Source organism: Flavobacterium tiangeerense (genome assembly GCF_007830355.1).
GTDB lineage: Bacteria > Bacteroidota > Bacteroidia > Flavobacteriales > Flavobacteriaceae > Flavobacterium > Flavobacterium tiangeerense.
The window spans coordinates 217,127-237,935 of sequence record NZ_VLKO01000003.1 but is presented as its reverse complement, the minus strand read 5'-3'; the positions used below and the strand labels follow the sequence as shown (position 1 = coordinate 237,935).

Genomic DNA, 20,809 nt, shown 5'->3' with positions numbered 1-20,809 from the left:
CCATAACTAAAAAAAATATAATTATATTTTACTTTTTTAAGACAAATTTTAAAAAAACTTAGTATACACAATACCTCTGACAATAATTAAATTTGCTTCATTAGACCTTTTTTAAGTACTTTTGATTAAATTCAGTAAACAATGACCGATAATAAAAAATTTGCAGTAATTGGTGGTGGGAGTTGGGCTACAGCAATAGCTAAGATGCTTTGTGTAAATCTTGACGAAATAGCTTGGTACATGCGTAATGAAGCTGCAATAGAACATCTTAAAACCTATAAGCACAATCCTAACTATTTGAGTTCGGTTGAGTTTGACGTTAAAAAATTAAAACTTACAAGCGATATTAACGAGGCAATAGCCTATGCTGATTATATTATTTTTGCTATTCCATCTGCCTTTCTTGGTGCAGAATTAGAGAAACTTACCGTTTCATTAGAAGATAAAATCATCTTTTCAGCCATAAAAGGAATTGTTCCAGAAACAAGCCTGATCGTAGGCGAACATTTTCATGTAAAATATGATATTCCGTATTACAATATTGGTGTCATAACAGGTCCTTGCCATGCCGAAGAAGTAGCTATGGAACGCCTATCATACCTAACCATTGCTTGTGGCGATCCTGATAAAGCCAAAACCGTGGCTAAAAATTTATCAGGAAACTACATTAAAACTAAAATCACAGATGACATTATAGGTACTGAGTATGCTGCCATGCTCAAAAACATTTATGCTATTGCAGCAGGAATTGCACACGGTTTGGGGTATGGCGATAATTTTCAGTCTGTATTGATGAGTAATGGGATTCGCGAGATGAAAAAATTCATCAAAAAAGTACATCGCATGAAACGCAACATCAATGATTCAGCATATTTAGGTGATTTATTGGTGACCGGATACTCTGTTTTTTCTAGAAATAGAATGTTTGGCAATATGATAGGTAAAGGATATACCGTAAAATCAGCCATGATGGAAATGAGTATGGTTTCCGAAGGCTACTATGCAGCGAAAAGCGCTTATAAACTCAATCAAGCTTATGGTGCCAAAACACCAATAATAGATGCTGTTCATAGTATTTTGTATGAAGGTCAAGATGCCAAGGCGGTATTTAAAAAACTAACAGACAAACTCGACTAATATAACACCCGAATTCAAAATTTAAAAAACACCTTATGAGCGAAAGATGGAAATATCAAATTAAAATGGGTGGTATTTGGGGCGTATTTATGACCGTTTTCAATGTGCTTTTTGACATTAAAGAAACTCCATTCGCAGCACAAGTTGCCGCTCCTGCTTTTTATTTTAAAGCCGTAGCTTATATTTTAGTAGGGATATTTGTTTTGGGTTATTTTACCTGGAAATCCAAACAAAAGCAAAACCTATAATTTTTAATTTCTTACAGAAAGATTGAAATACCAACTTAAAACTGGCTTGATTTTAGGATTTGTATTTCTACTAATTCTTGCCGCAATTTAGGTATTCAAAATAATGTAAAAAGAGTTTTTATATAAAAAAAGCAGTCTCTCGACTGCTTTTTTTGTAGAACTAAATTTTATTTAGTCTTGTATGTTTTTTTTGTAAAAAAGTAAATTATCTAACAATAACACCGTCAACAAATAAAATAGGTACTTCTTCTACCTCTGTTTCGTTGATGGCTTTAGCTTTGAAAATGAATTTTTTATCGTACAATTTCCCATCCATGAAAAACGTAAGCATGAATTCATTGTTAAGCGCTAAAACACTTTTTTCGATCATTTCAACCTTAACTACAGAAACCGCTGGGACTTCAATAAAGGCATGGCGCAAAAGTGATGTTTTTTTCATTTCACCATCTATTGTTCCAAAGGCTTTGGAAACAACCATCACACTTTCGATCAAGTAATCGCTATCGTTTACTAGATAAGCGTACCATACTTTTTCCATAAAATCGTCGCTCCATTCTTGCACTGCTGCAAAAAAAACGTTTTCTACTTCGGGTATAATGATATCTTTTTTCATAAGTTACTTGTAATGTCTAAAGTCGTAAAATCATAAAGTCGAATGAAAAACTATAACTGATATTTCTTTAGACTTTATAACTTTTGACTATATTGAGGATTTAAATTGTTCTAAGAAACGAACATCATTTTCGTAAAACATACGAATATCGCCTATTTGATACAACAACATCGCAATCCGTTCGATTCCCATTCCGAATGCAAAACCTGTGTGCTCTTCTGGATTGATGTTGCAGTTCTTTAATACATTAGGATCTACCATACCGCAACCACCTATCTCTAGCCAGCCGGTTCCTTTGGTAATTCTGTAATCTGTTTCTGTTTTTAAACCCCAGTAAATATCAATTTCGGCACTTGGTTCTGTAAATGGAAAATAAGAAGGACGCAAACGTATTTTTGATTTACCAAACATCTCTTTGGTGAAATACAACAAGGTTTGTTTTAAGTCGGCAAATGAAACGTCTTTGTCAATGTACAACCCTTCCACTTGATGAAAAATACAGTGGGAACGAGAGGAAACAGCCTCATTACGAAAAACGCGGCCTGGCGAAATGGTTCGAATAGGCGGCTTGTTGTTCTCCATGTAGCGCACTTGCACAGATGAAGTGTGTGTACGCAACAAAATATCTGGATTAGTTTGAATGAAAAACGTGTCTTGCATATCACGTGCCGGATGGTATTCTGGCAAGTTTAATGCGGTAAAATTATGCCAATCGTCTTCAATTTCTGGACCTTCAGAAACGTTAAAACCTATGGTAGAAAAGATTTCTATGATTTGGTTTTTAACCAATGAAATAGGGTGACGAGAACCAATAATAACGGGTTCAGCAGAGCGAGTCAAATCACCATAAAATCCTTTACTTTCTTCTTTACTTTCTAAAGCTTCTTGTATGGATTTTACTTTTTCTTCGGCAGTAGTTTTTAGCAAATTCATAATTTGCCCAAACTCCTTTTTTTGATCGTTTGGTACATTTTTGAACTCCGCAAACAAATCTTTCAAAAGACCTTTGCTTCCTAAAAATTTAATTCGAAACGCTTCTAATTCAGTTGCATTTTGAGTTGAAAAAGCTTGAGCTTCGCCGATATATTCTTTTATCTTATCTATCATTTTCCTTCCGTAATTGAGAGTGCAAATTTATGAAAAAGTTTTCAGTTTTCAGTCGCAGTTTCTAGTAGATTCATTCTGAAAACTGTGTCTGTGACTGTCAACTACGAAATTACTTCGCGTTCTAAGAAATAATTCACAATGGCTTCTTTCATCAAAACCGATTGTTCCCCTGCCTTTAACGCTGGTAATTGTTCTTTAACTTTGTAATGTGGCCAACCGTCTTTGTCAAAAAACTCGAATTCATAGTAACCATACGGCTCTAACAAACGGCAAATGGCAATATGCATCAAATTGAGTTTTTCGTCTTTTTTAAATTCTTGGTGTACTTTACCTAATTCTTGTACGCCAATTAAATAAATAATAGCATCTAAATCTAAATCCTCGCCTTGCGAAAATTGATCAGAAAGTAATTGAACCAACTGTTCCCAGCGTTCTTTTAGTTGTATATCTCTGGACATTGTTTAAAGTATGAATGATGGATTATGAATTATTGATGTACAACTCATAAAATTATTTGCACAAAGATAAGAACTTGAAAATTGGCAATTGATAGTCAACAATTCTTTTATCTTTGTTCTTTATTTAAATCACTATATTTTTGTTTTTATGAGTTTTCTAGATATTATTTTGGGTGCGTTATTAGCTTTTGCTGGATTTAAAGGTTTAAAAAATGGTCTTTTTGTTGAACTAGCTTCACTAGTTTCATTAGTATTAGGAATCTATTTAGCTATTAAATTTTCATTTTTTACAAAAGAAATCATTTCGGGATTTGTAAACTGGAATCCAAATACCATCCAAGTAATAGCGTTTATGATTACGTTTTTAATCGTTGTTGTGGCAGTAACATTTTTAGGTAAATTTCTCACTGGGATAGCGAGTTTTGCTTTCTTGGGATGGGCCAATTCTATAGGTGGTGGTTTTTTTAGAATATTAAAAACCGTTTTAATATTAGGAATTGTATTTTCAATTTTTGAAAAAATAAATTACAATCATATTTTGGTCAAGAAAGAAACGCTTGACAAATCCATATTTTATAATCCCGTTCAAAAAACCGCTGCTTACCTATACCCTTCCTTACAAGAGTGGTATAGCAGTTTGAAGAAAAAAAGTAAAGAATAATCTATTTCACTTCCTTTATTGCAATACTTTCAATCCAACCAGAAGTTCCATCTGTGAGTTGAATTTTTCTCCATTTTCCAATAGTTTCAAAAACGTAGACTTTGGCTCCTTCATGTATTGCTAACAATGGCTTTCCACCTTCTCTCGGTTCTTTTTTCACATCTGTTTTTTCGGCAAAAACGATCGCCGGTCGTTCAGAATAATAATACCTTTTCTCAAAAAATGCAGCCGACAGAACAACCAGAAGCAATACAAAAGCTACACTCATTCCGGTAAAGAAAACTCTTTTTAAAAGTGGTTTTCGAGAAATATAATACACTAAAAAGAACGTAAAAAATAAAAATGAAAGACCGATAGCTATTTTACCCCAAACATCATAGTGAAATTGTCCCGTGAAGTCTTGTAAGAGTTTTGAAAAACCTACCTTAGGAATCACCTTAAACTCATCAATGGTTCTTTTTTGGGCGAATTTTAAGTTACCTGCCGCCTCAACGTTTGCTGGATTTAGTACAAGGGCTTTCTCATAATTGTAAATAGCAGGCGCTACTTGATTAAGCTTATAGTAGGCATTACCCAAATTAAAATACAACTCTGATGAGTGTTGGTTGTTTTTTAAAACACTTTCATAAGCCGCTGCAGCCTCGGTATACTTTCCTTTTGCATAGAATGCGTTGCCGCTCTCAAAGCCACTTTGGGCAAAGAAAAATTGGGTTGAAAATAAAAGTAGATATAATATGTTTCTCATTATAATATTTATTTGCCACAGAGGCACAAAGTCCTTTTACTTAAAAATTAATTTTAATACTCTTATTATGAAATCTGTTTTTCTAAATCCGAAATTATAACTACCGCTTTATCAAAATCGTGTTGAATCGTGAAACTTGACGAAGGTGCATAACGCGCTATTTCACAATTTTCAGTAAGTGCAATAAAATCATTTACCGCTACTGGATTTGCATTACGAGACAACAATAATTCTTGAATATTATCCTTACTCATTTCTGAGGTTTCAATATTTAGTTTGGCTTTCAAGAAATTATGCATCGCTTTTTCAAGTGCAATGTAAAAGAGTTCTTTGTTATTGATCTGTTTCTTGGCTTCTGATAAATATTTCTTGGCTAACTTGCTATTCATTCGAACTCTGTTTCCAGTAACATCACCATCCATAGCTTCTTTCTTCTTTTTGAATAACACAATCAGCGGTATCAATAAAAAAGGAATTAATAATAACCCTATAAACGTATTTGACCCTAAAAAATCTTTCTTATTTATTGGAACAAAATTGGTCTTTGACTTAATGTTTTTAAATTCTTCTACAGCTGCAATTTTATTTTTATTACCCCTTGTAGCAGTAGAATCGACTGGTGTAGGCCCATCAAGTACATGTATCATGATTTCTGGTGAACGCAAAGTTTTATAAGTTCCAGAACTTAAATCAAAATATGAAAACTGCATTGGTTTTACCGGATAATTCCCTTTGTATTGCGGAACTATAGCATAACTATCAACTGATTTTCCTGCCATTCCAGATAGCGGTGTGCTAATGACTTCGCTGTGAACGGCATCATACATTTCAAGAGCATTTGGAACTACTGGTTTTGGCAAACTAAATAGTTTTAAATTTCCTTTTCCGGTAACGCTCACAACCAAATCCAGGCTTTCTCCATGTTTTAAATTAGTTTTTGATGGAGTAACTTTAAAATCAAAATTACCCACTGCACCTGTAAAATCATCTGGTTTGCCTGCCTCAGGTAGTGGTTTTACGTTTATTGTTTTGGCTCCAGCCGAAACTCTTTTTGTAGTTTCGGTGAGTAACATTCTACCAAACATATCTCTACGGTTAGTAGGCAATTGCACATCAACAGATAAGGACAGTGGCTCAATTTTAAGTCTACCCGATTTTTGAGGATACAATACTACTTTCTTAAGAACAATATACCTGAAATTTTGACCTTTAAAAATGCCTTCTTCGGCAACTAGTTGTTTTATTTCAATGTTTTGACTCCAAAAATCAATGTATTTGGGTTTACTTGTTTCCCCAAGATTTGTAATGCCAATGTTTGCAAAATACAATTTATATACTACCGTAACTGGCTCGTTGAGATATGGATTAGTCTTAGAAACATCAGCAACCAAATATAAGTTTTCATCACCAGAAATTTGAGGATCGTTAGGATCTCTAGGCTGCTCTGTAGCTGCTGTAACCGTTATTTTTATGGGAGCTGTTTTGTAAATTTGCCCGTTGTACTCAATAGCAGCCGACTTGATTACAAAAGTTCCTTTTTGATTGGGAACCAAAAAATAAGAATATGCTTTTTCAAAAGAGCTTCTCCCGTTTACCCAAGACTGACTCACTTGCTGACTAGGTCCGGCAATAATTCTGAAACCATCAAAAGATGGCTGTACAAAATTATCGCCATCAACGTTCATCATAAAATCAATACGCAATCTTTCATTCAAGCCTAGCGTAGTTTTGCTTACTCTGGCCTCAAATTGAACCTGAGCGCTCAGCGTGCTGCACACCAATAAAACAATCGCTGCAATGTATTTTTTCATTTTCAAAATCTCTAATTGAATTACCAATCTTTTTCTGTTTTAACTGGTTTTCCTTTTACTTTTTGGGCATTAACCTTGTCTTGAATTTTCTTTTCCTCTTTGTTTACAGCGTCTAAAAGATTTTCTAAACGGTCTTTAGAGATTCCTCCTGGCGCAGGTTTAGGCTCTCCTTTTTCATTTGGTTTCGGATCTTTATTTTGCTTATCCTGATCGCCTTTGTCGTCCTTTTTATCTTTTCCCTTGTCGTCTTTTTTATCTTTTTCTCCGTCTTTCTTGTCGTCTTTTTTATCTTTATCCTTATCTTTCTTATCGTCTTTTTTCTTGTCGTCCTTCGGCGGATTGTCTTTTAGCATTTTTTTAGCCAAGGCATAATTATAACGTGTTTCCTCATCCTTTGGATCATTACGCAACGCATTTTTATAGGCTTCTACGGCTTGCGCATAATCCTTTTCATTCATGAATACATTTCCTAGGTTATGAAAAGCACGATGTTTTTCGGGTCTGGTTTTCGAGTTTTTTAAGGCTTTCGCAAAAGCAAATTTGGCTTCACTAGACTGTTTTTGTTTGTAGATACTGTTTCCAAGATTAAAAGGCGCAGCTGCTTTATTAGGGAATTTTGAATCAGAAATTCGATAATTAGCTTCAGCATCCGCAAATTTATTGTCCACATATTCTTGATTTGCTTTGGGCAAAATTCGGTCTTTTTGTTGCGCAAGCAATCCGGCTGTACCGCAAAAAGCACTGATTAAAAAAGCAACTATAATTATTTTAAATCTTTTCATTTATTGTAGCTCTATGTCCAAAGGGTTTTGAAAACCTTTTGAAAATAATTATTTATTCTCGTTAAATAAATCCAATTTCTTAACCCAACTTGTTTTTCTTTCCAATAGAAAAACATCTGCAAATAACAACAAGAAGGCAAAGCCCAAAAACCATTGAAATTGAGATTGAAAATCGGCCATTTCTGTAGCTTCAAATTCGGTTTTTTGAATATTGTTTAATGCATTTTTGACATATTCTAAAACTTCTTTTGTGTTATTTCCGTTTACATACCCACCTTTTGTAGTTTTTGCAATCAATGTTAAACTTTCAGGCACCAACTTTGTAATTACAACTTCATTATTGCTGTCTTTTTTAAAACCTTCAACAACACCGTTTCGTTTTAGTGGAATTGTACCTCCTTTTTCAGTTCCTACTCCTATTGTAATTATTTTAATTCCTAGTTTAGCGGCTTCTTCTGCTGCAGCTTCTGCACCCTCATTATGATCTTCACCATCTGAAATCATAATTAAAAGCTTGCTCGTTTTCTTATCATCAAAATAAGTAGCTGATAACTTGATAGCCTCATTAAATGATGTCCCTACAGAGGAAACCATATCCGTATTCATGCTTTGTAAAAACATTTTAGCCACACTATAATCAGTAGTGATGGGCAACACTGGAAAAGCACTCCCGGCATAGGCAACAATTCCTATACGGTCACTACCAAGCTGGTTGATAATTTGCGAAACAATTTGCTTGCTTTTATCCAAACGGTTTGGCGCAACATCTTCGGCCAGCATACTTTTGGAGACATCCACAGCAAAAACAATATCAATTCCCTCGCGTTTTACCGTTTCCATTTTAGTTCCAATCTTTGGGTTTACCAGACCAATAATAAGCCCAAGTAAAGCCAAAATAAGAATTACAATTTTTAGAACAGGTTTAAACATGGAGCTGTCTGGACTCAGTTTTTTCACCATTTCTAAATCACCAAATTCACGTTGTTTTTTTCTTTTCCAATATAAATTGAATAAAAAAACCAACACTACTAGAGGCAGTATCAATAAGAGGTATAAATATTTTTTTTCGTCTAATTCCATTTTTTTACTTTTAGTCGCAGTATTCCGCTATAGTTTTGAACTGAAAACTGTGAGAGCGACTGTCATTATACAAAGCTTCTAAAAACCGTATTTCTTAATCCTACTTCCAGCAATACTAAAAATCCAGCAATCCATATAAACGGTCTGAATTTTTCATCATAATCATAAAACTTAAGTTCTTCTATTTCTGTAGTTTCTAGTTTATTGATCGATGCATAAATCTCGGCTAACTTATTATTGCTTGTGGCTCTAAAATATTTCCCATCGGTTTTCTTAGCTATATTTTTCATTAATTGCTCATCAATCTCCACTTTCATCATTTGGAACAAAAATTTTCCATTAGGCGCAATAGCATACGGAAACATTGCCATACCATTAGTACCAATTCCTACCGTATACACTTTTATTCCGTATTGTTTAGCAATGTCAGATGCCGTTTCTGGCTCAATAAATCCGGCATTATTTACACCATCAGTCAATAAAATAACTACTTTACTTTTAGCTTGACTGTCTTTTAATCTGTTTACTGCAGTTGCTAATCCCATACCTATTCCAGTTCCATCTTGCAAAACATTGTCATATTTAATGCTGTTAATGGCATTAAGAATAACGGCTTTATCACTGGTTACTGGTGTTTTTGTATACGCTTCAGAGGCATAAACCACGAGCCCAATTCGGTCATTTGGTCTTTCTTGAACAAAATCGGCTGCTACTCTCTTGAGGGCTTCCATTCTATTAGGTTTCAAATCTTTGGCAAGCATACTTCCTGATACGTCAATTGCCATTACAATATCAATCCCTTTTGTAGTTTTCGTTTTATTGCTAATGTCTACCGTTCTTGGTCGAGCCAATGCAATGATTAATGAACACAAAGCAAGTACTCGCAACACATGTAACATCGGTTTTAACTTGGTCAAAAATGATTCTGAACCTTTGAATCCTTCCAATGAACTCATTTTTAAGGTAGCCGATTGCTGCTTATTTTTTTGGAAAAACCAAAAAATAACAACTGGGATTAATACAAACAACCAAAAAAATTCTGGGTTTAAAAAAGTGATTTTGTCCATTATTTACTTGCTTATTTTAATTCGACAGTATTTAAAACCCGTTCCGAAATTTCATTTCCATAAGAATCTCCTTCTTCATGAAAAATTAAAATTTGTTGCAAACCACCTTCTTGACTAAACAATAGTGCCTCATAATACATTCGTGCTGTAGTTTTGTTTTGGCTGTCCAGTTGAGAAAAAGTTCCGTAGGCTTTTAATCCTTTTACACCTTCTGGCGTTTCAAATTCTTCTTGCTTGACAATCATGTTTTGTGCTCCTTGAGCTTCTAGAGATTGTAAAGCGCCATCCATAGATTTGGCCAAGTCAATTTGAGTTTCGGCCTTATATTTTAAAGTAGAAACCATCAAATAAAAACGATCTACAATGCTACCATAACCAAAAGATTGCATTTCTTTTATCAATGCCATTCCGTTTTTAGGAAGCGTTTTGGTAAGATCTACACGTTTTAAAACCTTTGGAGTTTCAATGATAATACCTGGATTTCCGTATTCACTTTTCACCCATTCGCCCTCTAATAATTCCTTAGTAGGGTGACCCATAATGTTGTCTTTTACAAAATCAAAACCTCTAGTTGCAATAAAATAAGCGGTCACAGCTGTTACAAGAAGAACAACACTTACAATAGCGGTTTGAATACTTTTTTTTCTTTGCTTGCGTAATTGCAATTCAATTTGTTTTTGTTTTTGAGCTTCGTTTAAAAGTAATTCTTCTTCAAGCGGAACCTCAACTGGAATTGATTTATCTAACGTTAAAATAACTTTTTGAATTTTGTTGCGATCCTCTGTTATTTCGAAATCAAGAGGTTTTGATTTGGCAAATTTTACTAAATCGGCTTGCTTTAAAACTCGCTCCAGGTTTTCAATAATTTCCTGTGAAAGTGTCATTTTCTTTTTGACAGAAGCCGCTCTTAATCCCTGAATCAACTCAGATGTTGTGCTTTCCATGGCTGGAATTTCAATCGCTTCTTCGATATAATTTCTAGCAATATCTGTTAATTCACTATAATAAGCCTTGACTTCTCCTTTTTGCCAAAGTTCTTTTCGCTCTAAGGTGTCTAATAATGTTGTTGCTTTTTCAATAGGAGTTTTAAAAACTTCTTCTTGTAATTTTTTCTCCTGACGCTTTTTTAGAAACCAATAAATCAATACAGCAATCCCGGAAAGTAATAGAATTGCCAAAACATATTTCCACCAGTTACCCATAGTCTCCTCTGCTGGAGCAATGTCTTTAATGTCATACATTTTTTGTTTTAGCGTATCCACTTGCACATTGGCAACTTCTACTAAAAGTGAATCCGTAAGAAAGGCTTGGTTGTTGATGAAAATTTTAAACCTAGGAATAACATACCTCCCAGAATCAAATTGGGTAAGTCCGTATCTTTTTGTCAATTCATATCTACCGTCTATTTTAACGGTATCAACTGGATAAGACTGAATGACTTCTAATGCGCCAAAGTTTCTCGATTTTGGAAAAAGTACTCGGCTTGACGAATCTACCGTTGTTTTTATAGACAACTTAAACTCGGCACCAATCTTATTTTTAATTGTATCAATACTTGTAACCACTTGCTTTTGTTGTGCAAAAACAGCCGTAGAAAGCAGCAATAGTAGTAGATATAAATGTTTTTTCATGTTATATTTTTGAACCTCTTTTGATTTTTGATTGCAGGCAAACAATTTGTAATGCCCTATTTAAGCCCGAAACTTCTCTTTATTTTTTATCAAAAATCTGAATTTATCATCTCGATTTAAAGTAACTCAGTAATTTGGTCACATAACTTTCATCAACTCTTGTGTTCACCACACCTGAACCTGATTTACTAAACGTTTCCTTAAAATAATTTACCCTATCATGGTAGTGTTTTTCATAACTAGTACGAACTGCTTTAGACCCTGTATTTATCAACTCAATGGCACCTGTTTCGGCATCCAGCATAGGAACCATTCCTAAATCTGGCATTTTTTCTTCCCGAATATCATACACTCGTATTCCAGTAACATCATGTTTTTTAGCTGCAATTTTTAGTGTTTGTTCATAACCGCTTGCCATAAAATCAGAAATAACAAATACTATTGCTTTCTTTTTTTGGGTTCCTGATAAAAACTTTAAGGCTTGCGCTAAATCTGTTTTCTTGCTCTTTGGCTCAAACTCTATCAACTCTCTAATGATTCTTAATACATGCGACCTTCCTTTTTTTGGCGGAATATATAATTCTATTTGATCAGAAAACAAAATTAAACCAATCTTATCATTGTTTTGAGTAGCTGAAAAAGCCATGGTTGCGGCAATCTCTGTAACAATATCTTTCTTAAATTGATTTTTAGAACCAAAACTTTCTGATCCCGAGATATCTACCATTAGCATCATGGTCAGCTCTCGTTCTTCCTCAAAAACTTTTACGTGTGCTTCATTATACCTTGCGGTTACATTCCAGTCAATTGCTCGAATGTCATCCCCATATTGGTACTGTCGCACTTCACTAAAGGTCATTCCGCGTCCTTTAAATGAGGTATGATATTCCCCTGAGAAGATGTGATCGCTCAATCTTCTGGTTTTAATTTCTATTTTTCGAACTTTTTTTAAGAGGTCTTTTGTATCCATTTTTTTTAGTTTTCAGTCGCAGTTTTCAGTCGCAGTTGACAAGTCATATCTTGTACACTGTAACTAAAAACTGAAAACTAATTTTTAAGGTACTTCTACTTCGTTTACAATTTTATTAATGATATCAACAGATGTGATGTTTTCTGCTTCGGCCTCATACGTAATTCCTATACGGTGGCGTAACACATCATGCACAACTGCACGAACATCCTCTGGGATAACATACCCACGGCGCTTGATAAAAGCATAACATTTTGCGGCATTTGCCAAATTGATACTTCCACGAGGAGAAGCTCCAAAACTGATTAAAGGTTTTAAGTCAGCTAGTTTATATTTTTCGGGATAACGCGTAGCAAACACAATATCCAAAATGTATTTTTCAATTTTTTCATCCATGTACACTTCTCTTACGGCTTCTTGAGCACGCAAAATTTGTTCAACAGATACTACAGCGTTCACTTTTTCATAGCTTCCTTTTAAATTTTGACGAATTACAAGGCGTTCATCTTCCATTTTAGGGTAATCGATAACCGTTTTCAACATAAAACGATCCACTTGAGCCTCAGGCAATTGATACGTTCCTTCTTGCTCCACTGGATTTTGAGTTGCCAATACTAAGAAAGGTCTGTCTAGCTTAAAAGTAGTGTCACCAATGGTTACTTGCTTTTCCTGCATCGCCTCTAGTAATGCCGATTGTACTTTGGCTGGAGCACGGTTAATCTCATCTGCCAAAACAAAATTGGCAAAAATAGGACCTTTTTTTATAGAAAATTCATTTGCCTTGATGTTGTAAATCATAGTACCCACAACATCCGCAGGAAGCAAATCTGGAGTAAACTGGATTCTGCTAAATGATCCTTGAACGGCTTGCGCCAAAGTGTTTATGGCAAGTGTCTTTGCAAGTCCAGGTACACCTTCAAGTAAAATATGACCTTGGCCTAAAAGCCCAATCAACAATCGCTCAACCATGTGTTTTTGACCCACAATGACTTTGTTCATTTCCATAGTCAAAAGATCTATGAACGCACTCTCTCTTTCTATTTTTTCATTGATAGCTCTTATGTCTAAAGTCCCCGTATTTTCTTCCATTATATCTTTTTTAAAACCTTGTATTTAATGCCTTCGTTTTGAAGCTGCAAATTGAATTTTTTTTTAGAAGTAAGATGTTAAAAAATGGTTAAAACTTCAATAAAATAGGTAATTTTAAGGACATATTGTGATACAATTTTTATATTTTTAAGAACTTTGAATATTATACTTTGATTTCAAAGTTTTGTACCTTTAAACAAAAAAAATCAACCATGAGCAAAACAAAAATATCACCCATAATAGCAGGGGTCATGAATTGGGGAATTTGGGATAAAAAACTCAATACCAAAGAAATGGAAAACATGATCAATGTGTGTCTTGAAAATAAAATAAGCACTTTTGACCATGCTGATATTTATGGAGATTACACCACCGAATTTGAATTTGGTAAAGCATTAGCTGCAAGTAAAATAGATAGAGAAAGAATACAACTAATCTCTAAATGTGGCATTCAAATGGTAACTGAAAACAGAAATAATACCGTTAAAAATTACCAATATTCACAAGAATACATCATAAACTCAGTTGATAATTCCTTGAAAAACTTGCAAACAGATTATCTAGATGTACTCTTATTGCACAGACCTAGCCCCTTAATGCAAGCCGATGAAATTGCTGAGGCGGTTTTAAAATTAAAAACGGCTGGGAAAATTAATGATTTCGGATTATCAAATTTTACCACCACACAAACAGAACTCATCCGCACCAAGACCGAAGTTTCATTCAATCAAATTCAGTTTTCGGCTACGCATCATGAGCCCATGCTAGATGGCAGCCTTGATTATATGCAAATTCACGGCATTCGTCCTATGTCATGGAATCCACTCGGATCCGTTTTTAGAGAGGATATTCCGCAAACTAGAAGACTAAAAAAATTACTAGCTACGCTGGTTTCAAAATATCATTTAGGATCTGATTCTATTTTATTGGCTTGGATTTTAAAACATCCAGCTCAAGTAATTCCTATTGCAGGAACCGTAAATGTCGCACGCATACAGTCACTACAAAAAGCAGTTGAATTAGAGCTAGAACACGAAGATTGGTTTGCCATCTGGACAGAAAGTATGGGAAACAAAGTACCTTAGTATCTCTAAAACTCTTTAAATAAAATTATCCTAAAAATGACAAAAACTGCCTTAATAACTGGAGCTACAAGCGGAATAGGAAAAGTAACCGCACAGCTTTTAGCCAAAAACAACTATAAAATTATCCTTTGCGGAAGACGAGAAGATCGACTAAATGATCTAAAACAAGAACTCTCAAAACTTACCAAAGTTTACACTTTAAACTTTGATGTTCGTGACAAGATAGCGGTTTTTGATAGTATTAACTCAATTCCGGAAAACTTTGCAACCATAGATATTTTGATTAATAACGCAGGAAACGCACATGGACTTGACCCGATTCAAAACGGAAATTTAGACGATTGGGATGCTATGATCGATATTAATGTCAAAGGACTTCTATACGTTTCAAAAGCTGTGATTCCTGGAATGATAGAACGAAAATCAGGTCATATCATTAACATAGGGTCTATAGCTGGAAAAGAAGTGTATCCAAATGGAAATGTATATTGCGCCTCTAAACACGCTGTTGATGCACTCAACCAAGCTATGAGAATGGACTTAAATCCCTACGGCATACGAGTGGGTGGCATACATCCTGGCGCTGTAGAGACTGAGTTTAGCGAAGTACGATTTAAAGGCGATACAGAAAAAGCTGCAAATGTATATAAAGGATTTGAACCCCTGCATGCCGAGGATATTGCCGATATTATTCATTTTGTGGTATCTAGACCCTATCACGTAAACATCGCCGACTTGATGGTGCTACCAACAGCCCAAGCAGCAGCTACTATTTTAAAAAAGGAAATTGTTTAGAAATAATTTGAAAAATTAACCGCTAATTAGAATTTTATCTAATAAATTTAAAATTTGATGATTAGCGGTTCCTTTTTCTATATTCTGAGACAAAAATTTAAAATAGGATTGAAAAAACACCTTAATAAAAATAAAAATAGTCTCTCGCAATGATCAACAAACGCCTTCTTATTAAAAACTTACTCGCTCACAATGACGAGAGTAGTTTTTATGATAAAAAAAGACAGTTGAACTTACACTCTCGTGAGGGAAAAGCAAAATTTTTAAAACACATTTGTGCTCTTTCGAACTCTAATCCTACTAATAATTCATACATAGTTGTGGGAGTTGAAGATCAAGAAAATACAATTGTAGGTGATGATTTTTTTGACGATAGCCGTATCCAAAATCTTGTAAACGCCTATCTAGAAAATCCGCCCAAAATTCAATACGAGAATGTTCCTTTTCCAAATTTGCCAAAAGACAAAGTAGTGGGTCTTGTTACCATAAAACCCAAAAACAAAACATCATCCTTCAAAAAAGGAATACACACCATTCCTATTTCATCTATTTTTATTAGACGCGGCAGCAATAGCATACCACTTGAAGGAGACTTTGAAAAAAATTATCAAAACACTGAGACAGTTATTGGTATAGAAAACAACTCCAGAAATAGTATTGAAAATACGCTTGATAGTGTTATGGATTTTATGAACCTTCGACACAAGGATATGTCTCCAAAATACAAAGTCTTTAAAGAATTATTTGTTATTTGCTGGGCAGGTATTGCTAAGAAATCTCGAGATAAAACCTATCTCTCACGTGTAGATATTGAATTAATTAATGAGCAAATTAAACTCTTTTATTCGGCACAAGATGTGGTTGAAATCACTTTTGACGAAGATACTTTTATTATTATTGAATATGTTCCATTGGGTTTAAATGATAAAACCAGCTATTACCCACTTGAAAAACAAACCATCCATTTTCAAGATAATGGATACTATAAAATTGAACGAGAGTTTTTATTTCAACCGCCAGAATTCAATAAAAAATTACTATTTCATATTTACAATGTGAACCTTAGTATCTTAAAAAAGCTAGAAAAGGGATTTGAGTTAAACTATAGAGAAAACAAAGATTTAGAAAACTTACCCTCTACCTTCATGATATGTTACCTCAACGGTTTTGAAGATGCCAAACAAAAATTGATTGATGCTAAGCCAATATTGAAACCTTTTAACCACGTGTATTTATCGTTTAAGGAGTCATTACGGATTTTAAGAAAAATGAAATATGACATGCAATAAAATGATTAGATTTTATTGTTCATCACTAATTTTAAAAAAACAGAATACTAAACACGTTTTTTTTATTCAGGCCAACACTAACCTAACCATTTACATTTTTTAAAAAAGTAAAAAGTTAGAATATAGAGAAAAGGACTTCTGCTAAAAAAAAGCTACCAACTCTTTAACTAATTGGCAAATAAATTTAGCTACAAGCAATGATAATTCTACAATTACGCCCATCTTAAGGAAATTAAGTATTTTTTGTAAATTTAAACTAAAAAAAGCAAATTTTTACTCACCTAAAACCGTGATTTTTATAATACAAAACTACATGATTAAAAAAATTAAAAAACACCTTTAAATACTATTTGCATCAAAAAAAAGAGGTACGAATTTTGTAATATAAATAAAGTGAAAAATAGAATAATTTTCTAGTATTTTTGCAATAATAAAAAAAACAATAAGTACATGAGGACACTTGTAATAGGCGACATCCATGGTGGTTTAAGAGCTCTACATCAAATTATGGAAAGAGCCAAAGTCACTACAAACGACACCCTCATTTTTTTGGGTGATTATGTTGATGGATGGAGTCAATCCCCTCAAGTACTGGATTTTATAATAGATTTAAAAACCAAACAAAATTGCATTTGTATTCGTGGTAATCACGATGATTTATTGCTAGAATGGCTAGATGAAAGCAAAGAAAATCTTTTATGGTACAAACATGGCGGTGAAGCAACAGTAAATGCATATGATCTTGTGAGTACTGCTACTAAACAAGAGCACATAGCATTTTTAAAATCATTAGAGAATTATCATCTTGATGATAAAAGACGCTTGTACGTACATGCCGGTTTTACAAATATAAACGGTGTTAATTTTGAGTATTTTCCGGGTCAATTTTACTGGGATAGAACCTTGTGGGAAACAGCGCTCGCGCTAGATGACAGGATGAAAACGGATCACCCTTTTTATCCCAAACGTTTTACATTGTATGAAGAAATATACATTGGACATACACCCGTGACTCGTATAGGAGAAACAACACCCGTACAAAAAGCAAATGTTTGGAATATAGATACTGGTGCTGCCTTCAAAGGCTCATTAACAATTTTGGATGTGGATACTAAAGAGTTCTGGCAAAGTGAGCCTTTACATCAATTGTATTTTGACGAAAAAGGAAGAAATTAATTATTATTGAAGTACTTTTACACCATTAAAAAAAAATAAGTATGAAAAAGATTATTACACTAGCGTTGCTATTAACGGTTGGACTATCACAAGCTCAAGCTTTTAAAGGGGCTGGAGATGTGAAATTTGACCTTGGTGCAACAATTCAAAATGGAGGTTCAGGAATAAGAGTTTCAACAGATTTTGGTTTGGGTGAAAACATGTCTTTCGGGATTGCGTCTTCTTATTTATTATCTGTGTCGAATGATGCACTGGGAAACAAACCAGAATTTGGAGATAGAATAGACTTAAAAGGAAGGTTTAGCGCTAATTTAGGAAATGTATTTGAACTAGACCCAAAAATGGATATCTATCCTGGACTGGATTTAGGCTTACGCAATTTTGGTGCACACTTGGGTTTCCGTTATTTCTTTACTGAAGGTTTCGGAATTTTTACCGAAGCTGGAATTCCTATTGCTAGCTACAAAACGAATCCTATCGGTTTTGACAAATTAAACAATCAGTTCACATTTAATGTTGGAGCGTCTTTCAATTTGTAAAACAAAACTATTTTAAAATAAAAAAAAGGCAATTTGAAATTTCAAATTGCCTTTTTTAGTATTTCTATTTATTCGATTACAAATCAAATTTGATTCCTTGTGCTAGGGGTAAACTTGTAGTGTAATTGATGGTATTTGTTTGTCTTCTCATGTAGACTTTCCAAGCATCGGAGCCAGACTCACGACCGCCACCAGTTTCTTTTTCTCCTCCAAAAGCACCTCCAATTTCGGCACCAGAAGTTCCAATGTTTACGTTTGCTATACCACAATCAGAACCTGTTACTGATAAAAACAATTCAGCTTCACGCAAATTGTTGGTCATAATAGCGGATGATAATCCTTGTGCTACTCCGTTTTGAATTGCAATGGCATTTTCTACCGTTCCTGAATATTTTAATAAGTACAATACAGGAGCAAAAGTTTCGTGTTGTACAATTTCAAAAGCGTTGTCAGCCTCAGCGATGGCTGGTTTTACATAACAACCACTTTCAAATCCTTCACCAGAAAGCACTCCACCTTCTACAAGAATTTTTCCACCTTCGGCAACTACTTTTTCTAATGCTTTATTATACATTTCTACAGCATGTGTGTCAATTAATGGCCCAACATGGTTGTTTTCATCTAATGGATTACCAATACGCAATTGCTTGTAAGCCGATACCATGGCATCTTTTACCGTATCATAAATACTTTCGTGAATGATCAATCTACGTGTTGAAGTACAACGTTGCCCTGCTGTTCCTACAGCACCAAATACAGCGCCGATAACTGTCATTTTTATATCAGCATCTGGAGTTACAATGATGGCATTGTTACCACCTAATTCTAACAATGATTTTCCAAGACGAGCAGCAACCGCTTGCGCTACAATTTTACCCATACGAGTAGAACCTGTTGCAGATACTAATGGAACGCGTTTGTCGTTAGTCATCATTTCGCCTACTTTATAATCTCCGTTGATCAAACAAGAAATTCCTTCAGGAAGGTTGTTTTCTTTAATTACTTCGGCAATAATATTTTGGCAAGCAATACCACAAAGAGGTGTTTTTTCAGATGGTTTCCAAACGCAAACATCGCCGCAAATCCATGCTAATGCTGTGTTCCAAGCCCAAACTGCTACTGGAAAATTGAAAGCTGAAATAATTCCCACAACTCCCATTGGATGGTATTGCTCATACATTCTATGTCCAGGACGTTCAGAGTGCATGGTTAAACCGTGTAATTGACGCGATAATCCTACTGCAAAATCACAGATGTCAATCATTTCTTGAACTTCTCCATATCCTTCTTGCAATGATTTCCCCATTTCATAGGAAACTAACTTACCTAAAGCTTCTTTATTTTTACGTAATTTTTCACCAAACTGGCGTACAATTTCACCGCGTTGTGGCGCTGGCATTGTTTTAAAAGTTTTGAATGCCTCAGTAGCAGTCTGCATTACTTTTTCATAATCGGCAGCGGTTGTTGTTTTTACCGAAGCTATCAGCTGGCCATCTACTGGTGAATGACTTTCTAGAATTTCACCGTTTGAAAAATGATTTATTCCTGTTGACGTTCCTTCGTTTATGGCTTTTACGCCCAATTGAGCCAATGCTTCTTTCATTCCGAATTGATCTGCTATTGTTATCATTGTAACTTTTTTATTAAATATTGTTATATTTTTTTACAAATATATTGATTTGACTTGAAATACAACAGTGTGAAACTGCAATTTTACTTAATTGAATCTATAAATTTGTATGTGAAAACACCACCGTATTCGAGTTTGTGCCGTGATTGAAATTTCAAAATGAAAAAACGTATCGTCTATTTGATGTACTATTTTCTAGCCCCGGTAGTAGCGGCATCCTTTTATGACTGCCTTTGCAGGAATAAAAGATACAGCGGATGACGGGAAAAAGCTCCTAAAAAAACTAGTCTTTAGAAACAAATTTAGGATCGGCCTGCATGACTGTGCCGCACGAATCGCAAGTACGCAAGCTTTCTGAATTATAGAAATGTTTGAAATGCGGCAGGAAATCTTTTTCGATATTGTGGAGTTCAAAATAGACTTCATGTAGTTTGTGGTTGCAGTTATCACAAAACCACAGGAGGCCATCTGTAAATCCTTGTCCGGCTCTTTTCCTTTCTATGACAAGCCCAATAGAACCCTCGGAACGCACAGGCGAATGAGGCGTTTTGGCTGGATTAAGATACATGTCGCCAGGATGTAATTCCATTTCCCTGCGCTCTCCATCTTCTTGAATAATTACTTTTATCGAACCTTCAAGTTGGTAAAATAATTCCTCCGTTTCATTGTAATGATAGTCTTTGCGGGCGTTTGGACCGGCAACAATCATAACGATATAATCACCAGACTCTGTATATAAATTTTTGTTCCCCACGGGCGGTTTAAGAAGATGACGGTTCTCATTAATCCATGCATTGAGGTTGAAGGGTTTTGCGATTGCCATTTTAGTATGAGTTTCAAAGTTACTAAGCCACTAAGGTACTAAGATTTTAAATGAATCAAGCGACTAATATTTG

Annotated in this window: 21 protein-coding genes; 8 read left to right on the top strand and 13 right to left on the bottom strand. The window is 34.6% G+C overall.

The window, feature by feature from the left end; translation table 11 throughout:
- Window positions 1-141 precede the first annotated feature (141 nt).
- Both IQ05_RS04255 and IQ05_RS04250 read left to right on the top strand, forming a co-directional pair.
- Complete coding sequence (locus tag IQ05_RS04255; protein ID WP_144890235.1) at window positions 142-1,137, top strand: NAD(P)H-dependent glycerol-3-phosphate dehydrogenase; 996 nt, start codon at window positions 142-144, stop codon at window positions 1,135-1,137.
- Between the two features lie 35 nt (window positions 1,138-1,172).
- Window positions 1,173-1,385, top strand: a complete 213-nt coding sequence (locus IQ05_RS04250; RefSeq protein WP_144890232.1) for a hypothetical protein — start codon at window positions 1,173-1,175, stop codon at window positions 1,383-1,385.
- A 205-nt stretch (window positions 1,386-1,590) separates the two neighbouring features.
- Here IQ05_RS04250 and IQ05_RS04245 read toward each other — a convergent pair whose 3' ends face one another.
- The 3 genes from IQ05_RS04245 to IQ05_RS04235 all read right to left on the bottom strand — a co-directional run bounded on the left by IQ05_RS04245 (window position 1,591) and on the right by IQ05_RS04235 (window position 3,563).
- Window positions 1,591-1,998 carry a hypothetical protein gene (locus IQ05_RS04245; protein ID WP_144890229.1) on the bottom strand — a complete coding sequence of 136 codons (408 nt, stop codon included), beginning with the start codon at window positions 1,996-1,998 and terminating at the stop codon, window positions 1,591-1,593.
- An 87-nt stretch (window positions 1,999-2,085) separates the two neighbouring features.
- Window positions 2,086-3,105 (bottom strand): phenylalanine--tRNA ligase subunit alpha, encoded by a 1,020-nt coding sequence (gene pheS, locus IQ05_RS04240; protein WP_144890226.1) that lies wholly within the window; start codon window positions 3,103-3,105, stop codon window positions 2,086-2,088.
- Window positions 3,106-3,206: 101 nt separating this feature from the next.
- Window positions 3,207-3,563 (bottom strand): hypothetical protein, encoded by a 357-nt coding sequence (locus IQ05_RS04235; RefSeq protein WP_086453259.1) that lies wholly within the window; start codon window positions 3,561-3,563, stop codon window positions 3,207-3,209.
- A gap of 148 nt (window positions 3,564-3,711) precedes the next feature.
- On the opposite strand from IQ05_RS04235, the gene IQ05_RS04230 reads away from it, so the two are divergent.
- Window positions 3,712-4,224 carry a CvpA family protein gene (locus IQ05_RS04230; protein WP_144890224.1) on the top strand — a complete coding sequence of 171 codons (513 nt, stop codon included), beginning with the start codon at window positions 3,712-3,714 and terminating at the stop codon, window positions 4,222-4,224.
- 1 nt (window position 4,225) lies between these two features.
- On the opposite strand, the gene IQ05_RS04225 is transcribed toward IQ05_RS04230, so the two are convergent.
- The 8 genes from IQ05_RS04225 to IQ05_RS04190 form a co-directional block, all read right to left on the bottom strand.
- Window positions 4,226-4,969, bottom strand: coding sequence for a tetratricopeptide repeat protein (locus IQ05_RS04225; protein WP_144890221.1), 744 nt, complete (start codon window positions 4,967-4,969; stop codon window positions 4,226-4,228).
- A 65-nt stretch (window positions 4,970-5,034) separates the two neighbouring features.
- Entirely contained in the window at window positions 5,035-6,780 is a 1,746-nt protein-coding gene (locus IQ05_RS04220) for a BatD family protein (RefSeq protein WP_144890218.1), read from the bottom strand.
- Between the two features lie 20 nt (window positions 6,781-6,800).
- Window positions 6,801-7,562, bottom strand: coding sequence for a tetratricopeptide repeat protein (locus IQ05_RS04215; protein WP_144890214.1), 762 nt, complete (start codon window positions 7,560-7,562; stop codon window positions 6,801-6,803).
- 48 nt (window positions 7,563-7,610) lie between these two features.
- Window positions 7,611-8,642, bottom strand: coding sequence for a VWA domain-containing protein (locus IQ05_RS04210; RefSeq protein WP_144890211.1), 1,032 nt, complete (start codon window positions 8,640-8,642; stop codon window positions 7,611-7,613).
- Between the two features lie 65 nt (window positions 8,643-8,707).
- Window positions 8,708-9,709, bottom strand: a complete 1,002-nt coding sequence (locus IQ05_RS04205; protein WP_144890208.1) for a vWA domain-containing protein — start codon at window positions 9,707-9,709, stop codon at window positions 8,708-8,710.
- An 11-nt stretch (window positions 9,710-9,720) separates the two neighbouring features.
- Window positions 9,721-11,340, bottom strand: coding sequence for a hypothetical protein (locus tag IQ05_RS04200; protein WP_144890206.1), 1,620 nt, complete (start codon window positions 11,338-11,340; stop codon window positions 9,721-9,723).
- Window positions 11,341-11,446: 106 nt separating this feature from the next.
- Entirely contained in the window at window positions 11,447-12,310 is an 864-nt protein-coding gene (locus tag IQ05_RS04195; RefSeq protein ID WP_144890203.1) for a DUF58 domain-containing protein, read from the bottom strand.
- An 84-nt stretch (window positions 12,311-12,394) separates the two neighbouring features.
- A complete protein-coding gene (locus IQ05_RS04190; RefSeq protein WP_144890199.1) occupies window positions 12,395-13,399 on the bottom strand; it encodes an AAA family ATPase in 1,005 nt (334 codons plus the stop codon).
- A 212-nt stretch (window positions 13,400-13,611) separates the two neighbouring features.
- Between IQ05_RS04190 and IQ05_RS04185 the strand changes: the two genes are divergently transcribed.
- The 5 genes from IQ05_RS04185 to IQ05_RS04165 all read left to right on the top strand — a co-directional run bounded on the left by IQ05_RS04185 (window position 13,612) and on the right by IQ05_RS04165 (window position 18,283).
- Window positions 13,612-14,484 carry an aldo/keto reductase gene (locus IQ05_RS04185; RefSeq protein ID WP_144890197.1) on the top strand — a complete coding sequence of 291 codons (873 nt, stop codon included), beginning with the start codon at window positions 13,612-13,614 and terminating at the stop codon, window positions 14,482-14,484.
- A gap of 36 nt (window positions 14,485-14,520) precedes the next feature.
- On the top strand, window positions 14,521-15,279 hold the full coding sequence (locus tag IQ05_RS04180) for an SDR family NAD(P)-dependent oxidoreductase (protein WP_144890194.1): 759 nt from the start codon (window positions 14,521-14,523) through the stop codon (window positions 15,277-15,279).
- A gap of 149 nt (window positions 15,280-15,428) precedes the next feature.
- A complete protein-coding gene (locus IQ05_RS04175) occupies window positions 15,429-16,568 on the top strand; it encodes an ATP-binding protein (protein ID WP_144890191.1) in 1,140 nt (379 codons plus the stop codon).
- Window positions 16,569-17,018: 450 nt separating this feature from the next.
- On the top strand, window positions 17,019-17,744 hold the full coding sequence (locus tag IQ05_RS04170; RefSeq protein ID WP_144890188.1) for a metallophosphoesterase family protein: 726 nt from the start codon (window positions 17,019-17,021) through the stop codon (window positions 17,742-17,744).
- Window positions 17,745-17,785: 41 nt separating this feature from the next.
- Entirely contained in the window at window positions 17,786-18,283 is a 498-nt protein-coding gene (locus IQ05_RS04165; protein ID WP_144890185.1) for a DUF6646 family protein, read from the top strand.
- Between the two features lie 76 nt (window positions 18,284-18,359).
- Here IQ05_RS04165 and amaB read toward each other — a convergent pair whose 3' ends face one another.
- On the bottom strand, window positions 18,360-19,913 hold the full coding sequence (amaB, locus tag IQ05_RS04160) for an L-piperidine-6-carboxylate dehydrogenase (RefSeq protein WP_144890182.1): 1,554 nt from the start codon (window positions 19,911-19,913) through the stop codon (window positions 18,360-18,362).
- A 283-nt stretch (window positions 19,914-20,196) separates the two neighbouring features.
- Window positions 20,197-20,736 carry a 3-hydroxyanthranilate 3,4-dioxygenase gene (locus IQ05_RS04155; protein ID WP_144890179.1) on the bottom strand — a complete coding sequence of 180 codons (540 nt, stop codon included), beginning with the start codon at window positions 20,734-20,736 and terminating at the stop codon, window positions 20,197-20,199.
- Window positions 20,737-20,809 lie beyond the last annotated feature (73 nt).